Source organism: Rheinheimera baltica DSM 14885 (genome assembly GCF_000425345.1).
Taxonomy (GTDB): domain Bacteria; phylum Pseudomonadota; class Gammaproteobacteria; order Enterobacterales; family Alteromonadaceae; genus Alishewanella; species Alishewanella baltica.
On the sequence record NZ_AUDG01000009.1, the window covers coordinates 88547 to 108433 of the forward strand.

The following is a 19887-nucleotide window of genomic DNA, read 5'->3' on the forward strand; positions in this document are numbered from 1 at the left end:
TACCTAATTTGAGAGCAAGCATGACTGAAGATCAAAAAAAGAAGCTGGAACAGAAACTATGGAATATTGCCAACGAATTGCGTGGCAAAATGAATGCCGACGAATTCAGAGATTACTGTTTAGGCTTTATCTTCTTTAAATACCTGTCTGAAAAGCTGCATAACTTCGCCAATAGCATTCTGGCTGAAGATGGTATCGATTTTCTGCAGATCGATGAGAGCAGTAGCGATGGCGAGGAGATGCTGAATGCGATCAAGGAGGAGGCTGTACAGGAGCTGGGTTACTTTCTAAAACCATCAGAGCTGTTTAGCAGCATCGCCAAACGCGGTGCACACAAGGCCAGCGATGATGACGATGACGTGGTGGTAGACACCTTTATTATGGACGACCTAACCCGGGTGCTGAATAACATTGAGCATTCCACCATGGGAACCGACAGCGAAGAAGACTTTGACCACCTGTTTGAAGACTTGGACCTGACATCAACAAAACTGGGTCGCACGGCAGATGCCAAAAATAAGTTAATTGCCAAAATAATGCTGCACCTGGACAGCATAGATTTTGCGTTAAGCGACAGCGAAAACGATGTACTAGGCGATGCCTATGAATACCTGATTGGCCAATTTGCGGCCGGGGCCGGTAAAAAAGCCGGTGAGTTTTATACGCCGAAGGAAGTATCAATCGTATTGGCTAGACTGGTCACTATTGGCAAGAGCCGCTTAAAGTCAGTGTACGATCCAACCTGTGGCTCGGGGTCTTTGTTGTTGCGTGTTGCTAGAGAAGTAGATCACGTTGGCGATTTTTACGGTCAGGAAATGAACCGCACCACCTACAACCTGGCGCGGATGAATATGATTTTGCACGGCGTGCACTATCGTAATTTTAATCTGCAGCAGGAAGACACGCTGGAGCAGCCACAGCACCTGGATTTTAAATTTGAAGCAGTAGTGGCTAACCCGCCATTTTCGGCGCAGTGGAGTGCCAATAAAATATTTGAAAGCGACGACCGTTTTGCCCAGTACGGCAGGTTGGCACCTGCATCAAAAGCCGACTTCGCTTTTGTACAGCATATGCTGTATCAGCTGGACGACAACGGTACCATGGCGGTAGTACTGCCACACGGTGTGCTGTTCCGCGGCGCTGCGGAAGGCCATATCCGTAAATACCTGATAGCCGAGCGCAACTGGTTAGACGCCGTAATAGGCCTGCCGGCCAATATCTTCTACGGTACAGGTATACCTACCTGTATTTTAGTTTTCAAAAAATGTAGAGAACATCCAGAAAATATCCTGTTTATAGATGCTAGCGCTTACTACGAGAAAGGTAAGAATCAGAATATTCTGCATAAATCCAATATCGATGACATTATTAATGCCTACAACGAACGGAAAGACATTGGTAAATACTGTCATGTAGCGGCTTTAAGTGAAATTGAGGAAAATGATTACAACTTAAATATCTCCCGCTATGTCGATACTTTTGAAGAAGAAGAAGAGGTCGATCTTGCTGAGCTGGCTCAGGAGATTAGAAATATTGATCAACAAATGAAGGCGGTTGATAAAGATATCCTTCGATTTTGTGAAGAGCTGAAAATAGAAGCGCCATTATGAATGAGCTGTTAAATAATGAACTGAACTTAGGGCCTCATCCGCAATATCCCAAATCAGTAAAACCGGGTATCCCTCGTTTAGCGCAACCTAAACCAGGTTGGAAATCCTACCGAATTGGTGAATTGTTTGAAGTGATTAATCGGCCGGTATCAATGGAAGATGAGGTTACTTACCAACTGGTTACAGTGAAACGGGCCAGAGGTGGTGTGTGCGAGCGGGAAAAGCTCAAAGGTAAGCAAATTTCAGTAAAAAGCCAGTTTTATGTCAAATCGGGTGATTTTTTGATTTCAAAACGGCAAATTGTACACGGTGCTTGTGGCTTTGTGCCTGAAGAGCTTGATGGCGCTATTGTCTCGAACGAGTATGCGGTTTTGCATTGTAAAGACAAACTGCTACCACGCTTTTTAAATTATTTGATGCATACACCTTATTTCCAGCAAACGTGTTTTCATTCAAGTATTGGTGTTCACGTAGAAAAAATGATTTTCAAGCTGGAAGAATGGTTTAATTGGGAAATCAATATACCAAGCATTGATGAGCAGATATATATTTCTGATTTTATGGATTCTGTAAACAAAAAAGCTGGAATTCTTGCTTCAAAACTATGTGCTCTAAAGGAATACAAGTATTCATTTTCGAGGGGTGTTTTTCAACAAAAAATTGCTATAAGAAAAAATGACGGTTCTAACTTTTCAAGTTGGAAAAAAATTAATATAGGTAATGTTTTTGAAGAAAGAAGCGAAAAGAGCTGTGAAAATTTAGAATTGCTCTCAGTGACTCTGTCCGACGGTGTGGTAAAACGGAGTGACATTGAATCAAAGAATAACTCTAGTGACGATAAAAGGAATTATAAAAAAGTTTGCCCAGGTGATATCGCGTACAATTCAATGAGAATGTGGCAGGGGGCAAGCGGAATATCTGAGTACTTAGGTATAGTAAGTCCTGCATACACTGTCTTAAAGCCAGATCCAGACGTTGATGTTGTCTTTTTTTCCTATTTTTTCAAATACGACCCGATAGTTTTTTTATTTAGAAGATATTCCCAAGGGTTAACTTCTGATACTTGGAACTTGAAATATCCTGAGCTTTCAAAGATAGAAATTACTGTCCCTCAAGAGAAGGAAGAACAGGAAAAAATATCCAAAATACTTGTCTCTTTAGATAAAAAAATAGCGTTGTGTGACTTAAAACTGCGAAGACTTATTACTTTTAAAACTGGTCTAATAAACAGTATTTTTTCATAGGTCTTGAAATGGAGAAGACTAAGGCGTTTCTAAACCAAAATCTCGCAAGTTTTTATAGGTACTTAAATTTCGAAGACCACAATATCTATTACTATGCGATTGAGGAAAAAATAACCCCTGATAATTGCATTGAAACATGCAAAGCTCTAATTGAAGGGATAGCGAAGACAATTCTTGGTCAATTAGATTTGAAGAGCGCTGAAGTCAGAAGTCGGTTCAGCAATCATGAGTTGATTGCGTTAGAAAGCACCATGAGCAAAATGCTCGGGAATGGTGAGGATTTTCAGGTACTTTATAGACAAGCAATTCTTGTTCTGGCTGCTTTTCATCATTCGTGTGAAGAAGAGTTGATGCAAGCCCTTGGTAAAGACTTTTTTAAGTTTTTTACCAAGCTGAGAAACCGTAGGGGGGACATCTCTCACGGTAGAGAAGCGCCTAAACCAGAAAAAAGCTCAAAAAATTTAGCAGAAATGATTGTTCAAATCACTGATATCATTGCGTTTCATATGTTAGAAGTGTTGTCGCTAATTGACTTTGAAAAGGACAAGGCGGAAAACGAGGATTTCACTATTGCAGAGTCATTCTTTGTAAAAAGCCGTGAGCAGTTAGAAATTATCAGCGATTCAGAGCGCAACATAAGAGATTTTAACGACTTTCTTGACGAACAGTACCCGTACGAGGGCAAGATACGATTTAGTATGGCATTGTATCAACAATATAAAGACGACTATAAAATCCAATTTAAGGAGTTTATGGACGGTAAAGAAATTCTGACGGATAGTGATGAGTAACATGCTAAAAGCCAGAACAAACAGATATTTTGCTGGAGCCCTTTATGACTGACGATATTCGCTGGAAGCAACGGCTGCAAAACTGGAACCGAGCGTTGGCGCAGCTGACCAAGTTTATGCAGCGTGATGCGCTTAACGAGCTGGAAGAACAGGGGCTGATTCAAAGCTTTGAATATAACCACGAACTGGCCTGGAATACCCAGAAAGACTTTTTGCAGGATCAGGGGTTTACTGAATTATTTGGCTCTAAAAACGTAGCGAAAAAAGCCTTTGAAACCGGCCTGATTAAAAACGGTGAGCTGTGGCTGGATATGATAAAAAGCCGCAATTTGACTTCGCACACTTATAACGAAGCTGTTACCCGGCAAATTGTTGATGCCATTGTGCATCAGTACTTCGCAGAACTTTGCGAATTGAATACCAAGATGAACCAATTAGCGGAAAAAGATTAATGTTAACCGAGAAGTCCGGCCTGCCGCCAAGCACAATTGACGCTATTAAAACTGCACTGGCACAATTTCCCTCTGTCAGCTCTGCAGTGCTTTACGGCTCTCGTGCCAAGGGTACTTACCGGCCAGGCTCGGATATCGACCTTACATTACACACTACAGCCGATGCGCCTGAAAATCTATTGCTCAAAGTGATTACAGCACTGGACGAGCTGAATATTCCTTACAGTTTTGATGTATCGCTGTATCACCATATCGATAACGTGGCGCTAAAAGAGCACATTCAGCGGGTGGGTATTGAACTGTACAATGCTGTCAGTTACCGCGCTGTGGTGCAGCAAAGCGAAAGCACTCAGCGCTATCTTGAGGAGCAGCATCAGTCGGAAGCACAGCTGGAAGCCAAACTGGTAAAGCAACTGACGGGGCTGGGGTATCAGCAGGTTAGCATTACTAATGCCGACGAGCTTAGAGCCAACTTAAAGCGGCAGCTGGAAATTCATAACAAAATTGAGCTAAGCCACGGCGAGTTTAATAAAATTGTTAACCATCTGGATAAAGGCAATGTGTTTGTTCGTGCCAAAACACTGCGCGACCGCTTTTTACTTAACCGTGACGATGGTTCCAGCTGTTATATCCAGTTTTTTAACAGCCTGCATTGGTGCCAAAACCAGTATCAGGTTACCCAGCAAATTACCCAGCAAGGCAAGTACCAGAACCGTTACGATGTCACTCTGTTGATCAACGGATTACCGCTGGTACAAATTGAGCTGAAGCGCAGTGGCATAGAGCTGCATGAAGCTTTTAACCAGATCAATCGTTATCAGCGGCACTCTTTTTGGAGTGAAGGCGGCCTGTTTAACTATGTACAGTTGTTTGTTATCTCAAATGGGGTAAACACCAAATACTACGCCAATAACCGCAAGCAGGATTTTAAGCAAACCTTCTTCTGGGCGGATTTCGACAACAACTTAATCACCGAATTAGCGCCGTTTACAGATGCGTTTTTAGAGAAATGCCATCTGTCGAAAATGATCAGCAAGTACATAGTGCTGCATGAGTCTGACAAATTGCTGATGGTACTGCGGCCTTATCAATACTACGCGGTAGAAGCGATAGAAAAGCGGGTGAAAGAAGGCCGCAAAAATGGCTATATCTGGCACACCACCGGCAGTGGTAAAACCCTCACCAGCTTTAAGGCTGCGCAACTGCTGACGGAGCTGCCCAAGGTTGATAAGGTCGTGTTTGCGGTAGACCGGGCAGACTTGGATTATCAAACTACGCGTGAATTTAACCATTTCAGTGAAGGCAGTGTTGATGGTACCAGCGATACCGCAGCTTTGGTAAAACAAATGGCGGGCAGCAATAAGTTAATTGTTACCACCATTCAAAAGCTCAATAGCGCCATTAAAAGCAGTAAGCATGAAAAAGCGATGACTGCACTGCGGGATAAACGGGTGGTGTTTATTTTTGACGAATGTCATCGCTCTCAATTTGGCGATACGCACAAAAGTATTGTCGGCTTTTTTACTAAGGCGCAGCTGTTTGGCTTTACCGGCACGCCAATCAAAAAAGACAATGCGGTCAGTGTGCAGGGCATTAAACGCAGGACTGAAGACTTATTCACTGAAGCATTGCATAAATACCTGATTAACAATGCCATAGCAGACCATAACGTACTGAAATTCGCTGTTGAATATTGGGGCAAGCCGGTAGCAAAAGAATCTGCCGCAGCAGATGAGCAGGTAAGCAGCATTGATACGCAAGAGCCCTTTCTCGACGAGAACCACATTGCAAAAAATGTTGATTGGATTATTGCTCATCACGATCGTAAAACCCATAACCGGCAGTTTTCTGCCATGTTGTGTGTTAGTAGCAAAGAAATGCTTATCAAGTACTACGATATTTTTAAGCAAAAGCAGCAGGCTGGTGAGCATGACCTTAGAGTTGTCACCATTTTCACCTATGCGGCTAATGAGAGCGATGAAGAAGCCAATGGCCTGATAGGTGAACCTGATTTTGATATTAAAACTGACGATAGCAAATATGCTGATAGCCGGGAAAAGCTGGAACAGTATGTCGCCGATTACAATGCTCTGTATCAAACCCAGCATTCCGTAAAAGACAGCAAAGCGTTTTACAGCTACTACAAAGATATCGCCAAGCGCATGAAAGAGCGCGACAAAGAAAATTTCCAGGACAAAGATCGCGCCGATATCCTGCTGGTAGTAAACATGTTTTTAACCGGCTTTGACGCGAAAAAGCTCAATACACTGTATGTGGATAAAAACCTTAAACATCACGGCTTAATTCAGGCATTTTCCCGCACTAATCGGGTGTTGGGCGAGCTAAAATCACAAGGCAATATAGTTTGCTTTAGAAACCTGAAACAAAACACCGATGAAGCCATTGCGCTGTTTAGTGACCCCAATTCCAGTGAGAAAGTGTTACTGGAACCTTATGAGCACTATGCCGCTGAATTTAACCTGGCGGTAGACAAATTAAGGTCGCTTGCGGCTAGCCCGGATGCGGTGAATGCATTACAAAGCGAAAGCGAGAAGCTGGAATTTGTTAAACAGTTCCGCCAGTTGATCCGCACCTTAAACAAGCTGAAATCTTTTACTGAATTTGGCTGGAAAGATCTGCAGCTTGGTCAGCAAGAGTTTGAAGATTATAAGAGTAAGTATTTGGATATTTATGATTTTGCTCACAAAAAGGAGCCTGGCGCATCGATTTTAGAAGAAGTTGATTTTGAGCTGGAGCTGATTCATCGTGACGAAGTAAATGTCGACTACATCTTGAATTTACTTAGCCAACTGCAGAAACAACAGGCTAAGTCAGGTAAATCAGCCAGTGATGACAGTGCCAAACAACAGGTGCTCAACCTGCTAGCTAAAGAGACGCAGTTACGCAGTAAGCGCGAGCTGATAGAAAAGTTTATTGCCGACTATATGCCAAAATTATCCCCGCAGCAGGATTTACGCGATATCTTTACCGGCTTTTGGCAGCGGGAAAAACGTTTCGCTATTCATCAGTTATGTGAAAGGGAGATGCTGGATAAAGAAGCTGTGTATCAACTACTTGATGATTACAGCTTTACCGGTAAAGACCCACTGCGTGAGCAAGTATTTGCGGCCCTGAATTACCGGCCGAAATTGCTGGAGCGCAAGCAAATATTTGATCGCATACTTCATGATTTAAAAGAGATTATTCAGCGCTTTGAAGACCACACCGGTGCCTATGAAACCGGCGAAGAGCCGGGTGAGTATGAGTTTATTAGTCACTATGTTCATCGACTGGGTGACTATGAGCTATTTTTTGCTGACGAAGTAAAAAAGTCCCGCTATGCCCATCAGCTGGCGCGTTTTAGCATAGTGCTCGATAAACCTTATCAGGATGGCTTGCCCAGCTTGGCGGCTTATCCGGTAGCCAGTAACTTGTTAGGGCACGGCATTGCCAGTGAGGCGATGTTTGAGGACTACCTTCAACTTACCAAACAGTTCCAACAAACGTTAAGCCAGTACGGTTTTGAGTTCGATAGCAGCGAAAACTTTAAAGACGGCAGTGTATTCTGGGCATTAGCAGAAGCGCGCGAAGGTAGTATTATTCTTGAGTTTGTTCTCGTTGTATGGATAACAGGCAAGGTAATAAATGGCGTGATGGACTTTTTGCAGAAATATGAGGGTTCTGCTGAAGGGTTAGACCGGTTGAAATCAGATATCACATCACGCTTTATTGCTAAAGCAGATGATTCGGCTAAACAAACTAGCGTAATTATTACTGAGGATATCGAGGAAGAATTAAGAAAACTGCGTAATAAAAAACATTAAATAGCAGGTTTCTGATTGAACCTGCTATTTAACTGGCGATGGCTTTGCGTTATTCCACGTTTTGAATTTGCTCGCGCATCTGCTCTATCAGCACCTTCAGCTCTACCGCCGCATTTGTGATGTCGGTGCTGATAGCCTTGGACGACAGCGTATTCGCTTCGCGGTTAAATTCCTGCATCATAAAATCGAGGCGTCGGCCGCAGGCACCGCCTTTTTTCAATGTGTGGCGCGTTTCTTTGATGTGCGCATCTAAACGGTCCAGCTCTTCTGCTACGTCAGATTTTGACGCTAAAAATGCCATTTCTTGCTCTAAGCGGCCGTGGTCGATGTCGGCTTTAATGTCGTTTAAACGGTGTAAAATGCGGTCGCGCTGCCACTGCATGGCTTGCGGTAAATGGCCGCGCACAAACGCGACTTGTTCGCCAATGGCAGTTAAGCGCTGTTGAATCATTTCTTCTATGGCGTTGCCTTCGCGGCCACGGCCGGCGAGAAAATCCTGCATGGCGGCGTCAAACCCGGCGAGTAATTCACCTTGCATGGCGTCTAAGTCTTCGCTTTGGCTTTCCATTACACCAGGCCAGCGCAAAATGTCGGCAATATTTAGCTGCGCTTGCGGGGCTTTTTGCAGCAGCTGCTGGGCTTTTTGTAATAATTGCTCGGCAAACTCAGCATTCATGCTTAGTTCGCCCGCGGCTTGGTTGGCATGGTAGCGCAGGTTTACTTCAATTTTTCCGCGCTGCAAGTTGCTGCGCAGCTTGTCGCGCAAAATGCTTTCTAAGCCACGAAATTGCTCAGGTAAACGAAAATACGATTCAAGGTAACGTTGGTTTACCGAACGGATTTCCCACTGGGCAGTGCCCCAGCTGGCTTTGGTTTCGTGACGGGCGAAGGCGGTCATGCTGTGGATCATAATGAATTCTCTGGCGACAAATAAAACCAGAGTATACCCGAGGCTAAGGCTTTTTGGCGAATTGCTCGCTTTGGCCGCCTACGTGCATTTAGAAATTCATAGCGTATAATGTCGGCCATTGTTAATTTCAGGAGTGCAGCTATGCGTCCAAGTGGCAGAACCGCCAGTCAGATCCGTCCCCTTACGTTTACCCGTCAATTTACTGCTCATGCTGAAGGCTCAGTATTGGTTGAGTTTGGCAACACCAAAGTAATTTGTACCGCCAGCGTGGTTGAAGGTGTACCGCGTTTTATGAAAGGCCAGGGCAAAGGCTGGGTAACGGCAGAATACGGTATGTTGCCACGTGCAACTCACACCCGTAATGACCGTGAAGCGGCACGTGGCAAGCAGGGCGGCCGTACCATGGAAATTCAGCGCTTAATTGGCCGGGCACTGCGCACCGCGGTGGATTTAAAACTGCTGGGTGAAAATACCATTACTATCGACTGTGATGTGATTCAGGCCGATGGCGGCACCCGCACTGCGTCTATTACTGGTGCTTGTGTGGCGTTAGTGGATGCACTTAACCATATGCGTGCTAAAGGCACGATTAAAACTAACCCGCTTAATTTTATGGTGGCGGCTGTTTCAGTAGGAATTTACAAAGGCACCGCAGTGGCCGATTTAGATTACGCTGAAGATTCAAATGCTGAAACCGATATGAATATCGTGATGACCGAAACGGGTAAGATCATTGAAATTCAGGGCACGGCAGAAGAGGCACCATTTAGCTTTGAAGAAATGCAGCAGATGATGGATTTAGGCAAGCATGCGATTCGCGAAATTATCGACGAACAAAAACGCGTACTGGCTTAAGACTGTTTTAAGGTGCTGAGGTAATAATCTTTAAAGGTAAAGAACAGGCTATGAAACAATTTCAAATTGATTTTATTGAATTCGCGTTGTCGCGCCAGGTACTTAAGTTTGGCAGCTTTACGCTAAAGTCTGGCCGCACCAGCCCGTATTTTTTTAATGCAGGTTTGTTTAATACCGGTAGCGACTTAGCGAAGTTGGGCCGGTTTTATGCTGCTGCGCTGCACGATGCGGCATTAGAATTTGATGTGCTGTTTGGCCCGGCGTACAAGGGTATTCCTATTGCTACTACTACGGCTGTAGCCTTGGCGGATCATTATAACCTTGATGTGCCTTACTGCTTTAACCGTAAAGAGGCGAAAACGCATGGTGAAGGTGGCAATTTAGTGGGTTCGCCGCTAAAAGGCCGCATTATGTTGGTAGATGATGTCATCACTGCCGGTACCGCGATTCGCGAGTCGATGCAGTTAATTCAGGCACAGGGCGCAGAGCTTACCGGTGTGCTAATTGCACTGGATAGGCAGGAACGTGGCCAGGGTGAGTTGTCGGCGATTCAGGAAGTAGAGCGCGATTTTAATACCAAGGTCATTTCGATTATTAGCCTGCCGGATTTAATCAGCTATTTAGCGGATAAGCCGGATATGGCGAAGCATCTGGATGCGGTGAAGGCGTATCGCGCCCAGTATGGTGTTAATGCTTAAAAGTTGTAACTATTTAAGTTTCAAAGAAACCAGATAGCAAAGTGTCAGGTGTGCTTTCGTAACAGCGGCATGGATGCCGCACAGGCTGAAAGGGCACAGGGATGTGATCCTTGAAGGCGGTGCAGAAAGCATTTCCTGACATTTTGCTGTACTTCGGCGTTGGATGCGAAGGTTGCAACACTCGCTGTGCTCGCCACAGCAACTCGTCTTTTGCCTACGGCAAGACTCAGACACTCTGTGGCTGCGCATCGAGGTTTCAACCTTCAGATGTTAAGTTCAGATCTTTATCGAAATTTATCGAAGGGCAGTCAAGATGCAAAAACCAAATGGCAGCGGCATTGGGCGGGTACTTAAAGCAGCGAAATGTTCGATGCAAGGTTTTAGTGCAAGCTGGAAGCATGAATCTGCGTTTCGTCAGGAAACGGTACTGGCCATTATTTCTGTGCCATTGGCAGCGCTGTTGGCAACGTCAGTGAGCCAATTCGCTTTATTAGTGAGTGTATGGTGTTTGGTGCTGGTGGTGGAGTTACTTAATTCTGCTATTGAATCTCTTACCGACCGTGTAGGTCTGGAGCGGCATGAGTTGTCAGGCCGGGCCAAGGATATGGGTTCTGCAGCAGTATTTGTTAGTCTGGTTATTGTGGCCTTGATCTGGGGCAGTGCGCTCTACGAGCGCTTTGCTTAAACCGGGTTATACAGTAAACAAGGTTTGCTGTAATAATTGCCACTGACTTTGCCAGTGTTGAGTTGGTAGTCGGCTAAAACCGGAGCGAACAAACTGGCTTAGCTTGCCCTCTACAACCGCCAGCAACAGGTTGGCTAGTTCACCCTCGTCGATACTAAAGCCTTTGCCTTCACGTAGCTTGCGCTCGCGTAAACATTGCTTAAGCTGGGTTTCCAGTTTTTCAAATAGCTGTGCAACGCGTTCCTGCAGGCGTTCTTGCTCGCCTTGTAAAGCGTCACCAGTCAAAATGCGGCATATCCCCGGATTACGTTCTGCAAACACCAATACCAATTGTAAAATAAGCTCAGTGCGGCTTTGGGTATCTTTATGCTCTTCCAGAATGACATTGATACGTGATAACAGCGTATTTTCAATAAACTCAATTAAGCCTTCAAACATCCGCGCTTTGCTGGGGAAATGCCGGTACAGCGCGGCCTCAGAAACACCGACTTTTTCTGCCAGTGCTGCCGTGGTAATACGCTGGCCGTTATTACTTTGCAGCATAGCGGCTAGGGCTTGCAAAATATCTTCTTTGCGGTTTGTACTGCGTGGTGCCGGCATTGCGTGTCCTGTAAAAAATAACTTAGAGTCTGGTGCAGGCGCCTGCAGCCGGAAATACTTATTTCGCCGCCTTCAAGGATCACATCCCTGTTCCCTCTCAGGCTCCGCGGCATCCATGCCGCTGCTGCATAAGTACATCGGCCTTCGGCGCTAGGTAAAACGGTGCTTTATACTAATTATGCTTTGCCGGAATGGCCAAAACCGCCTTCGCCGCGCGCTGTTTGCTCGAAGCTGTCAACAATAGTAAATTCAGCCTGCACTACCGGCATAAACACCAGCTGTGCAATACGATCTCCCGGTTGTATGGTGAAGCTTTCGTTGCCGCGGTTCCACATTGATACCATTAACGGACCCTGGTAATCCGAGTCAATTAAACCGACTAAATTACCCAGCACAATGCCGTGTTTATGGCCAAGACCTGAGCGCGGTAAAATGGTGGCACAGAGGTTGGCATCACCAATAAATATCGATAAACCGGTTGGGATCAATACCGTCTGGCCGGGTGCTAATTGCAGTTCAGCATCCAGACAGGCACGTAAATCCAAACCTGCTGAGCCAGGTGTGGCGTATTCAGGTAACGGAAATTCAGTGCCAATACGTGGGTCGAGGATCTTTAAATCAATGGCTTTTTTCATTTACGGCTTAGCTCTTGTTAGTTAGCAATTATTTCGCAGAAAACTGCAGGTAAATATGGAGCAAAATGGCTTTCGCAAGCTCGGTTTTCGACTGCAATGGCAGCGTTTTTTCGTCTACGGCGCTAATAAGGGTAATGGCATTGTTATCGCTGTTAAAACCTAATTCGCTAGTAGATACGTCGTTGGCACAGATCAGATCGAGTTTTTTACGACTGAGTTTGTCTTTAGCATAGCGCACGACATTTTGTGTTTCAGCGGCAAACCCTACGGTAAAAGGCCGGTTACGGCTTAGGCCCGCTACGTCAGCAATAATATCGGGGTTTTTAATCAGCGTAAGGTTAATGCTGTCATCGGTAGTTTTTTTCATTTTTTGTGTCGCTATGTCAGCGACACGGTAATCTGCTACTGCAGCGCAACCAATAAATACCTGGCTTAACTCAGCGTGTTTAAGCGCAGCAGCATGCATTTGTTCTGCCGTTGTTACGTCAATGCGAGTAACACCCGCTGGTGTTGCCAGCGTAACCGGGCCAGTAATTAGTGTGACATCCGCGCCCATAGCGGCAGCGGCGGCCGCTAACGCAAAGCCCATTTTTCCGGAGCTGTGGTTGGAGATATAGCGCACCGGATCAATGGCTTCGCGTGTTGGACCGGCGGTAATTGTGATTTTTATGTTATTGAGTTGCTGTTGTGCTAGAAAATGGTTTTCTACTGCGCTAACTAGCTCTAGCGCTTCTAACATGCGGCCTGCACCGACATCGCCACAAGCTTGCTCGCCAGAGCCAGGGCCATAAATGTAAAAATTATATGAATTAAGCTTGGCTAAATTCTGTTGGGTGGCTATGTTTTTATACATCTGCTGGTTCATTGCCGGGGCAACAGCTACCGGTGCAGCAGTGGCAAGTACACAAGTGGTAAGTAAATCGTTGGCTAAACCATGTGCCAGTCGGGCAATCACATCGGCGCTGGCAGGGGCTATCAGCACCATATCAGCCCATTTAGCCAACTCAATATGACCCATGGCGGCTTCTGCAGCTGGGTCAAGCAAGCTGGTGCTAACCGGGTTGCCGGACAGTGCTTGCAGCGTTAGTGGTGTAATAAAGTGCTGGGCGGCGTCGGTTAAGATCACGCGAACGTCAGCGCCGCGCTCTTTTAACCGGCGAACTAAATCAGCACTTTTATAAGCGGCAATACCGCCACTGATACCAAGTAAAATGCGTTTTTGTGCAAGCGTTTGCTGCATAACAGAGTAACCAGAACCGGAAAAAACTGGCGATAAGATAGCATGGAAACACAAATTCAGCATCAATTCAGGGAGGATTTACATGAGCATTAGGCACTGGCCGGCATCGGAACGGCCGCGAGAGAAACTGCTCGACAGAGGTGCGATGGCGTTGTCTGATGCCGAGCTACTGGCTATCTTTTTGCGTACCGGTATTGCTGGCACTGATGCGGTAACACTGGCGCGGCAACTTTTAAGCCAATTTGGCTCACTACGACACTTATTGGGCGCCAGTCAGGCTGACTTTTGTTCAGCCAAAGGATTAGGTGAGGCCAAATTTGTGCAGCTGCAAGCTGTGTTGGAACTGAGTAAACGTTACTTGCAGCAGCAGATACAGCGCGAAACGGTGTTTAGCGAACCTGCAGCCGTAAAGCGCTATCTGCAACATGCGATAAGTGGTGAGCAACGCGAAGTATTTTTGTTGCTGTATTTAGACAGCCAACATCGACTTATTAAAGCGGAGCCATTGTTCAGCGGAACAATAGACGCCGCTACTGGTCATTGATCAATAAATGGACACGTAAGAGTTAAATTAAAACATGGGTTTAGAATCAGTTATCTGTCCATAAAAATCATCTCAAAAACGGACTTTTTTTAGCAAATATGGCCATTTTTAGCGTGCATTCTACAATGAGTCATCTGTGTTTGGAGTGAAATAACTTTCATGCTTTACTATTCCCACTACTGGCACTACTCCCAAAATTTTTTGTCACTTGGAGGCATAACACGCCATAGCCTCCTCAGAGCGGCTTTAGTTCATGTTATGTTGTTTAAGCTTGAGTGATCGACCAATTGATATAGTTTGAACAACTCGTCACTAGCACAAGTAGAAAATCGTAAAATAGCATAAGCATATGAATTTCATGCAGATGTCATAATTTCACACTCTCGTCTTTTTTCAGGAAATTTTGGCGAAACCAAACCTCTGAAAAACTGTAGCCGTCATCAATAATTTGTAGAATATCGTTAAAAATAATACGACTTAAACGTGATTGTGGGATGTCAGAAAGTCTATGGTATCTTGTTATTGTCCACTGTTCATCTTTCGCTCGAATTAACAATGTCTCGAAATGTGGAATAACGGTAGCGGCAGCTCTTGTCCGACTAAAATTACCCATTTGAATTTTTGCCAAAGCCCGCTTAACAGCGCACCACAATAAACTGACCAACTGGCCTACGTTATTTTCTTTGAGCGCAGTTCTAAATAGATGCTGTACTTTAAGCCCTATTTGGATAGGCAGATTATACTTTCTGGCAGATGCTTCTAAAAAACCAATACACTCATGCGCTGAAACAGCCGAAAGGAAATCAGCAAACAATTCTGTTCCTGCCAACCCTTTATAACGGGCAATTTCGGCATTTAACGCGACAAGGTAATCATAATTATTGCGGCTACCCTCGGGTACATTAAAGTTGATGACGCCAGGTGAAAATAACTTAGCTAAGTCACTTTTTGGTTTAATAGTTTCAGCTTGCTTGGTAAAAACCACAAACCTGTTTTCCAGAGCTTCTTTTAGCAGGATCAAATCCAATAGCTGAGAAGGGGTAAAACTGTAGTACGGAGCTGCAGATAGCCCAATATAATTGTTACAGTTTTTATCCGACAAAGACTGTAAAAGAGCTGCCTGCTTAATCAGGTTCAAAATATGAGTATGTTGAAGCACTTTAACAGCCATTCGGCCCACCAAATGAGAGCTATATCCCGTGGAATTATAGACAACCAAACGTGATAGTTCTATCTTTTGGATGGAACAGTTATGCGGGATCAACGGCTTGTCAATTTTGGCAATCGAATTCGAACCATTAGAAAAGAAAAAAACCTATCACAAGAGGAATTGGCTGCGTTAGCCAATATCGACCGCAGCTATATGGGGCATATTGAGCGGGGTGAAAAGAATGTCACTCTGACTAAAATTTATCAAATTGCGGATGCTCTGAGAATTCCGGTATCAAACTTACTCGTTTAAAGTTTATTAGTAGTAGCGATAACAAACATAAACTAGCAGATTTTTTGCTACATTTTTCGATTTTCGACTTCCCTTAAATCCCAACAACCAATTTTTGAAGCTTCCAAAGTAAATTATTTGTGCTAGCATACGACCTAATAAATTTAATTAGGTCGTATGTTCTAATTTATCTTGATTAAGTAAATATACGTAAGAGGGTCTGAGAGCTTGCGTATCGTGGGGGGAGTATGAGCGTATCAAAAGAACTGCTATCAAAACTGACCATCTTAGAAGAGCTAATTCAAGTCGTTGGTAACGAGAACTTAATGAAGGTAGAACGATATCTCGCATATTCTGGTCTAGTTGCTCTGTTGCGTGACATTGACGAAACGTCAGGTTCCCCATGTTTTGGCGAGCATAGTCGAGATCTAAAAAGTGCCTTATTAAAGAAGTTTGGATTTGAAACAGACAGCCAATGCTTGCGTGTTCCGGCAGCTTATCTACGCAAGATAAAATCCCCATTATGCTTAGATGTTGAATAGATGAAGGTTGAATGAAGCGAATTAAACATGATCTGTCTGGAAGCAAGCCTAGAGCGCTTTTAGATGAGCTACCTCAAGCGAGCCGTGATCGTATTGCGCATATCGACTTTACCTTATTATTCAAGGGAGAAGCGGTGCGCGCTGATTTGGTTGAGCGTTTCAATATAGCTCCAACACAAGCGACAAAAGACTTCACCCTATACCGAGAGCTTGCGCCAGGCAACATTGAGTATGACCAAAAGCTCAAATTGCATAAGCGTGGTGAAGCATTCGAACCCCTGTTCGACTATGACGTTGTGAGAACGCTAGCGACGATTAGCCAAGGGTATGGAGATGGCTTCACTGGAAAGGTAAAACCATCTCTGGCTTGTGAAGCGCCTTATCACCTTAACAAGCCGAACTTATCGATTGTCGCGAAAGTCACCGAAGCCATACACAAAGGCAAAGCCTTGCGTATCACCTATGTGTCGATATCGAGTGGTGAAACAACGCGTGAAATTGTGCCGCATACGCTGGTGGACAATGGTCTGCGTTGGCACGTTCGTGGCTTTGACCGCAAGCATGGTGAGTTCCGTGACTTTGTATTGACCCGAATTAAAGCAGCGGTTGTGCTTAAAGATTCAACGTTGTCTGAGGCTGAACTAGAAACCCAAGACCGGCAATGGAACCGCTTTGTTGAGCTGGAGTTAGTGCCGCATCCACGCATAGAACACAGTGAAGCGATTGAGCTGGATTATGGCATGACGGGTGGAGTGATGAAGGTTGAGATCAGAGCAGCAACTGCTGGGTATTTGCTCAGACTCTGGAATGTAGACTGTTCGGAGACCGCTTGCTTACCAATCAGTCAATGCCAACTGGCATTGAACAATCGTGCTGCGCTTTATGGGGTACAAAACCTCGCAATCGCGCCGGGTTATGTCACTTAGACAATGAGTACAACCCAGACAACCGCTTTTTATGACTAGAGATTAATCATCAGAATTAATTAAGAATTTAAGGAATACCGATGCCAACGTTGGATTTTAAAGGTAAGCAGTTTGTTTATTCACACCACCTGAGTGTGCCGTTTCGTGAACTAAAAGTGGTTGCGGATAAATCGTTACCACAGCAAGGCAAGGCTGCCTCACTAGATGACAACCTCATCATCCACGGTGACAACCTCGAAGCTCTCAAGGCGTTACTGCCAACTCATGCAGGTAAAGTAGACTGCATTTTTATCGACCCGCCGTATAACACAGGTAATGAAGGCTGGTGTTATAACGACAATGTTCGCTCACCCTTGATGCAGGAGTGGTTGAAAAAGTCTGCCAATCCTGTTGATAAAGAAGATTTAGAACGTCATGACAAGTGGCTATGTATGATGTGGCCTAGGGTTCTTCTACTAAAAGAGTTACTCAGTGACTCTGGTAGCATTTGGATAACATTGGATGATAATGAGGTGCAACGTTTCAAAGTACTCATGGATGAGGTTTTTGGAGAAGAGAATTTCATTACCAGCTGTATTTGGCATAAAAACTATGCACCAAAGAGTACTGCCCGCCATTTCTCAGAAGACCATGATTACATACTGGTCTATGCAAAAAACAGCGAGACTTGGGTTCCCAACATGCTCGAAAGGTCAGAGACATCAAACCAAATGTATAAGAATCCAGATAATGACCCTAGAGGCCCTTGGAGGCCGAACAACCTAGCGGCTAGGAATTTCTATAGTAAAGGCACCTACTCGATTAAATGCCCAAGTGGAAGAGTGGTTGAAGGGCCTCCAAGAGGGCTTTATTGGAAAGTCTCAGAAGAAAATTTCTGGAGACTAGATGCCGATAATAGGATTTGGTGGGGGGAAAGCGGTAATAATATTCCGGCTCCTAAAATCTTTTTATCAGAGGTTAAGCAAGGAAGAGTTCCACAGACAATTTGGAGTTGGGCAGATGTTGGCCACACGCAAGAAGCTAAGCGAGAGCTGCTGGAAATAATGGATTTTGCGACATCTGGGGACGTTTTCATAACACCAAAACCTGTGCGGCTTATTGAAAGAGTAATTGAATTAGCAACGACACCTACCTCCATAATATTAGACTCTTTTGCTGGTTCTGGCACGACAGCTCATGCGGTATTACACCGAAATAATAAAGATGATGGTGACCGAAAGTTTATCCTCGTAGAATGTGAAAATTATGCAGATTCGATGACCGCCGAGCGTGTTCGCCGTGTTATTAAAGGCTATCCCTTCAAAGTTAATCAGAAGCAAGAACTACTTTCTGAAAAAATCACTTGGTCGGTCTTCGAGAAGAAACACACTGAACTGCTTGAAAAAATCGCCACAGTTGAAGCAAAACACAGCAAGGAGTTCGACAAAATAAAAAAAGAACTCAATGATGGTGTGCTTACCGTAACCGGTGAGCGCAAAGTGGATGAGTTTGCCCCAGGTATTGGCGGCAGTTTCACTTACTGTACCTTAGGTGAACCGATTCAAATTGAAAGCTTACTCACTGGCAAAGATATGCCGTCGTTCGATGCGCTTGCTCGTTATGTATTTTATACAGCAACTGGGCAGTCGTTAGAAACTGTTGCTAAAGCCTCTGCCGATGGTTTTATCGGTGAAACAGACCTGTTTCGTATTCATTTGTTCTATCGCCCAGATAGCGAATGGCTGCGCTCAAATGAAGCGGCTTTAAACGCGGACAAAGTCGAGGTTATAGCTAAAAACAATGCTACGAAGAAGCGCACCATTGTGTTTGCTGTCGCGAAATTTATGAGTCAAAAGGATTTAACTGAGAAACGCATTGAGTTTTGCCAGTTGCCTTACGCTATCCATCGCATTATGGGGGCGTAACATGGAGTTAAAAGACTACCAGAACGGTGTGCTGGATAAGCTGGACTATTACCTGGAAAAGCTGGCTGATAACATGGAAGAGGCTGAAGACTTTGTTGCTTTTCAGAAAATGAAAGGGAAAGAAGCTCGCTTAACCGATTACGCCAAAGATACTTGGGAAGCTCTGGTGCAGGAGCGCCGTATCGACTTACTGAAGGACAAAAGTGGGCACTTGGTGCCGGCACCTTATGTCACAAGATTTGACGGTTTAGACCGGCCAATTCCGAACGTATGCCTGAAAGTACCAACGGGTGGTGGTAAAACCTTGTTAGGTGTCGCTGCGATTGAGCGCCTACAAACTGACCTGTTTACTCAACAAACCGGTATGGTGCTTTGGATAGTGCCTTCGGATGCCATTTACAAACAAACCTGGAAACAGTTAGCCAATCGTGAGCATCCGTATCGACAAATGTTAGAGCGTGCTTCGGGTGGGCGTGTAAAAATGCTCGAAAAGAACGATGCATTTACTAAGCGTGACATCGACGACAACCTGTGCGTTATGCTGTTGATGCTGCAATCAAGTGCGCGTCAATCTAAAGAAACCCTGCGCATGTTCCGTGATAGCGGACGATTTACCACCTTCTTCCCCATTGAGGATGACTCCACAGCCAATAAGGCGCTACTAAACAGTATTCGTAATTTGGATTGTAACGATCTTTCAGATTATGGCTGGCAAGAAGGCATTGCTCCAGGCTCTGTGTCAGTCAAACAAAGCTTAGGCAATGTGTTACGCATGGTTCGCCCAGTGATTATTGTGGATGAGGGACATAAAGCCTATAGCGAAACTGCAAGAGAAACACTTTGTGGTTTTAACCCTAAGTTTATTCTTGAACTCTCTGCTACGCCTAACACAAACTGTCACCGGCAATGTAAAACTGACCCACTAACGACAATTTAAAATTGACCCACCTGAGGCAAAATTACCGCCGACATTAATTGAATTAAGG

General features: G+C 44.7%; 18 protein-coding genes and 1 pseudogene. 14 read left to right on the forward strand and 5 right to left on the reverse strand.

Annotation, left to right across the window (positions count from 1 at the left end):
• Window positions 1-20 precede the first annotated feature (20 nt).
• The 5 genes from H595_RS0106095 to H595_RS21700 are packed head-to-tail and all read left to right on the forward strand — an operon-like array spanning window position 21 to window position 7921.
• Window positions 21-1610, forward strand: a complete 1590-nt coding sequence (locus H595_RS0106095) for a type I restriction-modification system subunit M (protein ID WP_027670415.1) — start codon at window positions 21-23, stop codon at window positions 1608-1610.
• The gene (locus H595_RS24260) at window positions 1607-2854 is read left to right on the forward strand and encodes a restriction endonuclease subunit S (RefSeq protein ID WP_051219753.1); all 1248 of its coding nucleotides are present in this window, start codon (window positions 1607-1609) and stop codon (window positions 2852-2854) included. Before H595_RS0106095 ends, H595_RS24260 begins: the two co-directional genes overlap by 4 nt.
• A gap of 8 nt (window positions 2855-2862) precedes the next feature.
• The gene (locus H595_RS0106105; RefSeq protein ID WP_027670416.1) at window positions 2863-3645 is read left to right on the forward strand and encodes a hypothetical protein; all 783 of its coding nucleotides are present in this window, start codon (window positions 2863-2865) and stop codon (window positions 3643-3645) included.
• Between the two features lie 44 nt (window positions 3646-3689).
• Entirely contained in the window at window positions 3690-4097 is a 408-nt protein-coding gene (locus tag H595_RS0106110) for a nucleotidyltransferase substrate binding protein (RefSeq protein ID WP_027670417.1), read from the forward strand.
• Window positions 4097-7921: a type I restriction endonuclease subunit R, EcoR124 family gene (locus tag H595_RS21700; protein WP_037053814.1), complete on the forward strand. Its 3825-nt coding sequence runs from the start codon at window positions 4097-4099 to the stop codon at window positions 7919-7921. Before H595_RS0106110 ends, H595_RS21700 begins: the two co-directional genes overlap by 1 nt.
• A gap of 49 nt (window positions 7922-7970) precedes the next feature.
• Here the strand turns inward: H595_RS21700 and H595_RS0106120 are convergent, their stop codons facing one another.
• Window positions 7971-8831 (reverse strand): YicC/YloC family endoribonuclease, encoded by an 861-nt coding sequence (locus H595_RS0106120; protein WP_027670418.1) that lies wholly within the window; start codon window positions 8829-8831, stop codon window positions 7971-7973.
• Between the two features lie 141 nt (window positions 8832-8972).
• Here H595_RS0106120 and rph point away from each other — a divergent pair, with 141 nt between their 5' ends.
• The 3 genes from rph (at window position 8973) to H595_RS0106135 (ending at window position 11069) form a co-directional block, all read left to right on the forward strand.
• Window positions 8973-9686 (forward strand): ribonuclease PH, encoded by a 714-nt coding sequence (gene rph, locus H595_RS0106125; protein WP_027670419.1) that lies wholly within the window; start codon window positions 8973-8975, stop codon window positions 9684-9686.
• 50 nt (window positions 9687-9736) lie between these two features.
• A complete protein-coding gene (gene pyrE, locus H595_RS0106130) occupies window positions 9737-10384 on the forward strand; it encodes an orotate phosphoribosyltransferase (protein ID WP_027670420.1) in 648 nt (215 codons plus the stop codon).
• Between the two features lie 313 nt (window positions 10385-10697).
• On the forward strand, window positions 10698-11069 hold the full coding sequence (locus H595_RS0106135; protein WP_027670421.1) for a diacylglycerol kinase: 372 nt from the start codon (window positions 10698-10700) through the stop codon (window positions 11067-11069).
• A 6-nt stretch (window positions 11070-11075) separates the two neighbouring features.
• Here the strand turns inward: H595_RS0106135 and slmA are convergent, their stop codons facing one another.
• The 3 genes from slmA to coaBC all read right to left on the reverse strand — a co-directional run bounded on the left by slmA (window position 11076) and on the right by coaBC (window position 13544).
• Entirely contained in the window at window positions 11076-11669 is a 594-nt protein-coding gene (slmA, locus tag H595_RS0106140) for a nucleoid occlusion factor SlmA (RefSeq protein WP_027670422.1), read from the reverse strand.
• A gap of 176 nt (window positions 11670-11845) precedes the next feature.
• Complete coding sequence (gene dut / locus H595_RS0106145; protein WP_027670423.1) at window positions 11846-12304, reverse strand: dUTP diphosphatase; 459 nt, start codon at window positions 12302-12304, stop codon at window positions 11846-11848.
• Window positions 12305-12332: 28 nt separating this feature from the next.
• Window positions 12333-13544: a bifunctional phosphopantothenoylcysteine decarboxylase/phosphopantothenate--cysteine ligase CoaBC gene (coaBC, locus tag H595_RS0106150; protein WP_027670424.1), complete on the reverse strand. Its 1212-nt coding sequence runs from the start codon at window positions 13542-13544 to the stop codon at window positions 12333-12335.
• A gap of 82 nt (window positions 13545-13626) precedes the next feature.
• On the opposite strand from coaBC, the pseudogene radC reads away from it, so the two are divergent.
• Window positions 13627-14076, forward strand: a pseudogene (gene radC, locus H595_RS21705) (RadC family protein); the annotation flags it as partial.
• Window positions 14077-14455: 379 nt separating this feature from the next.
• Here the strand turns inward: radC and H595_RS0106160 are convergent.
• The gene (locus H595_RS0106160; protein ID WP_027670425.1) at window positions 14456-15259 is read right to left on the reverse strand and encodes a hypothetical protein; all 804 of its coding nucleotides are present in this window, start codon (window positions 15257-15259) and stop codon (window positions 14456-14458) included.
• An 81-nt stretch (window positions 15260-15340) separates the two neighbouring features.
• Here H595_RS0106160 and H595_RS0106165 point away from each other — a divergent pair, with 81 nt between their 5' ends.
• The 5 genes from H595_RS0106165 (at window position 15341) to H595_RS0106185 (ending at window position 19838) form a co-directional block, all read left to right on the forward strand.
• Complete coding sequence (locus H595_RS0106165; RefSeq protein ID WP_027670426.1) at window positions 15341-15550, forward strand: helix-turn-helix domain-containing protein; 210 nt, start codon at window positions 15341-15343, stop codon at window positions 15548-15550.
• A gap of 227 nt (window positions 15551-15777) precedes the next feature.
• The gene (locus tag H595_RS0106170) at window positions 15778-16071 is read left to right on the forward strand and encodes a hypothetical protein (protein ID WP_027670427.1); all 294 of its coding nucleotides are present in this window, start codon (window positions 15778-15780) and stop codon (window positions 16069-16071) included.
• 11 nt (window positions 16072-16082) lie between these two features.
• On the forward strand, window positions 16083-16997 hold the full coding sequence (locus tag H595_RS0106175; protein WP_027670428.1) for a WYL domain-containing protein: 915 nt from the start codon (window positions 16083-16085) through the stop codon (window positions 16995-16997).
• An 80-nt stretch (window positions 16998-17077) separates the two neighbouring features.
• Window positions 17078-18901: a site-specific DNA-methyltransferase gene (locus H595_RS0106180; RefSeq protein WP_027670429.1), complete on the forward strand. Its 1824-nt coding sequence runs from the start codon at window positions 17078-17080 to the stop codon at window positions 18899-18901.
• 1 nt (window position 18902) lies between these two features.
• Window positions 18903-19838, forward strand: a complete 936-nt coding sequence (locus H595_RS0106185; protein ID WP_027670430.1) for a DEAD/DEAH box helicase family protein — start codon at window positions 18903-18905, stop codon at window positions 19836-19838.
• Window positions 19839-19887 lie beyond the last annotated feature (49 nt).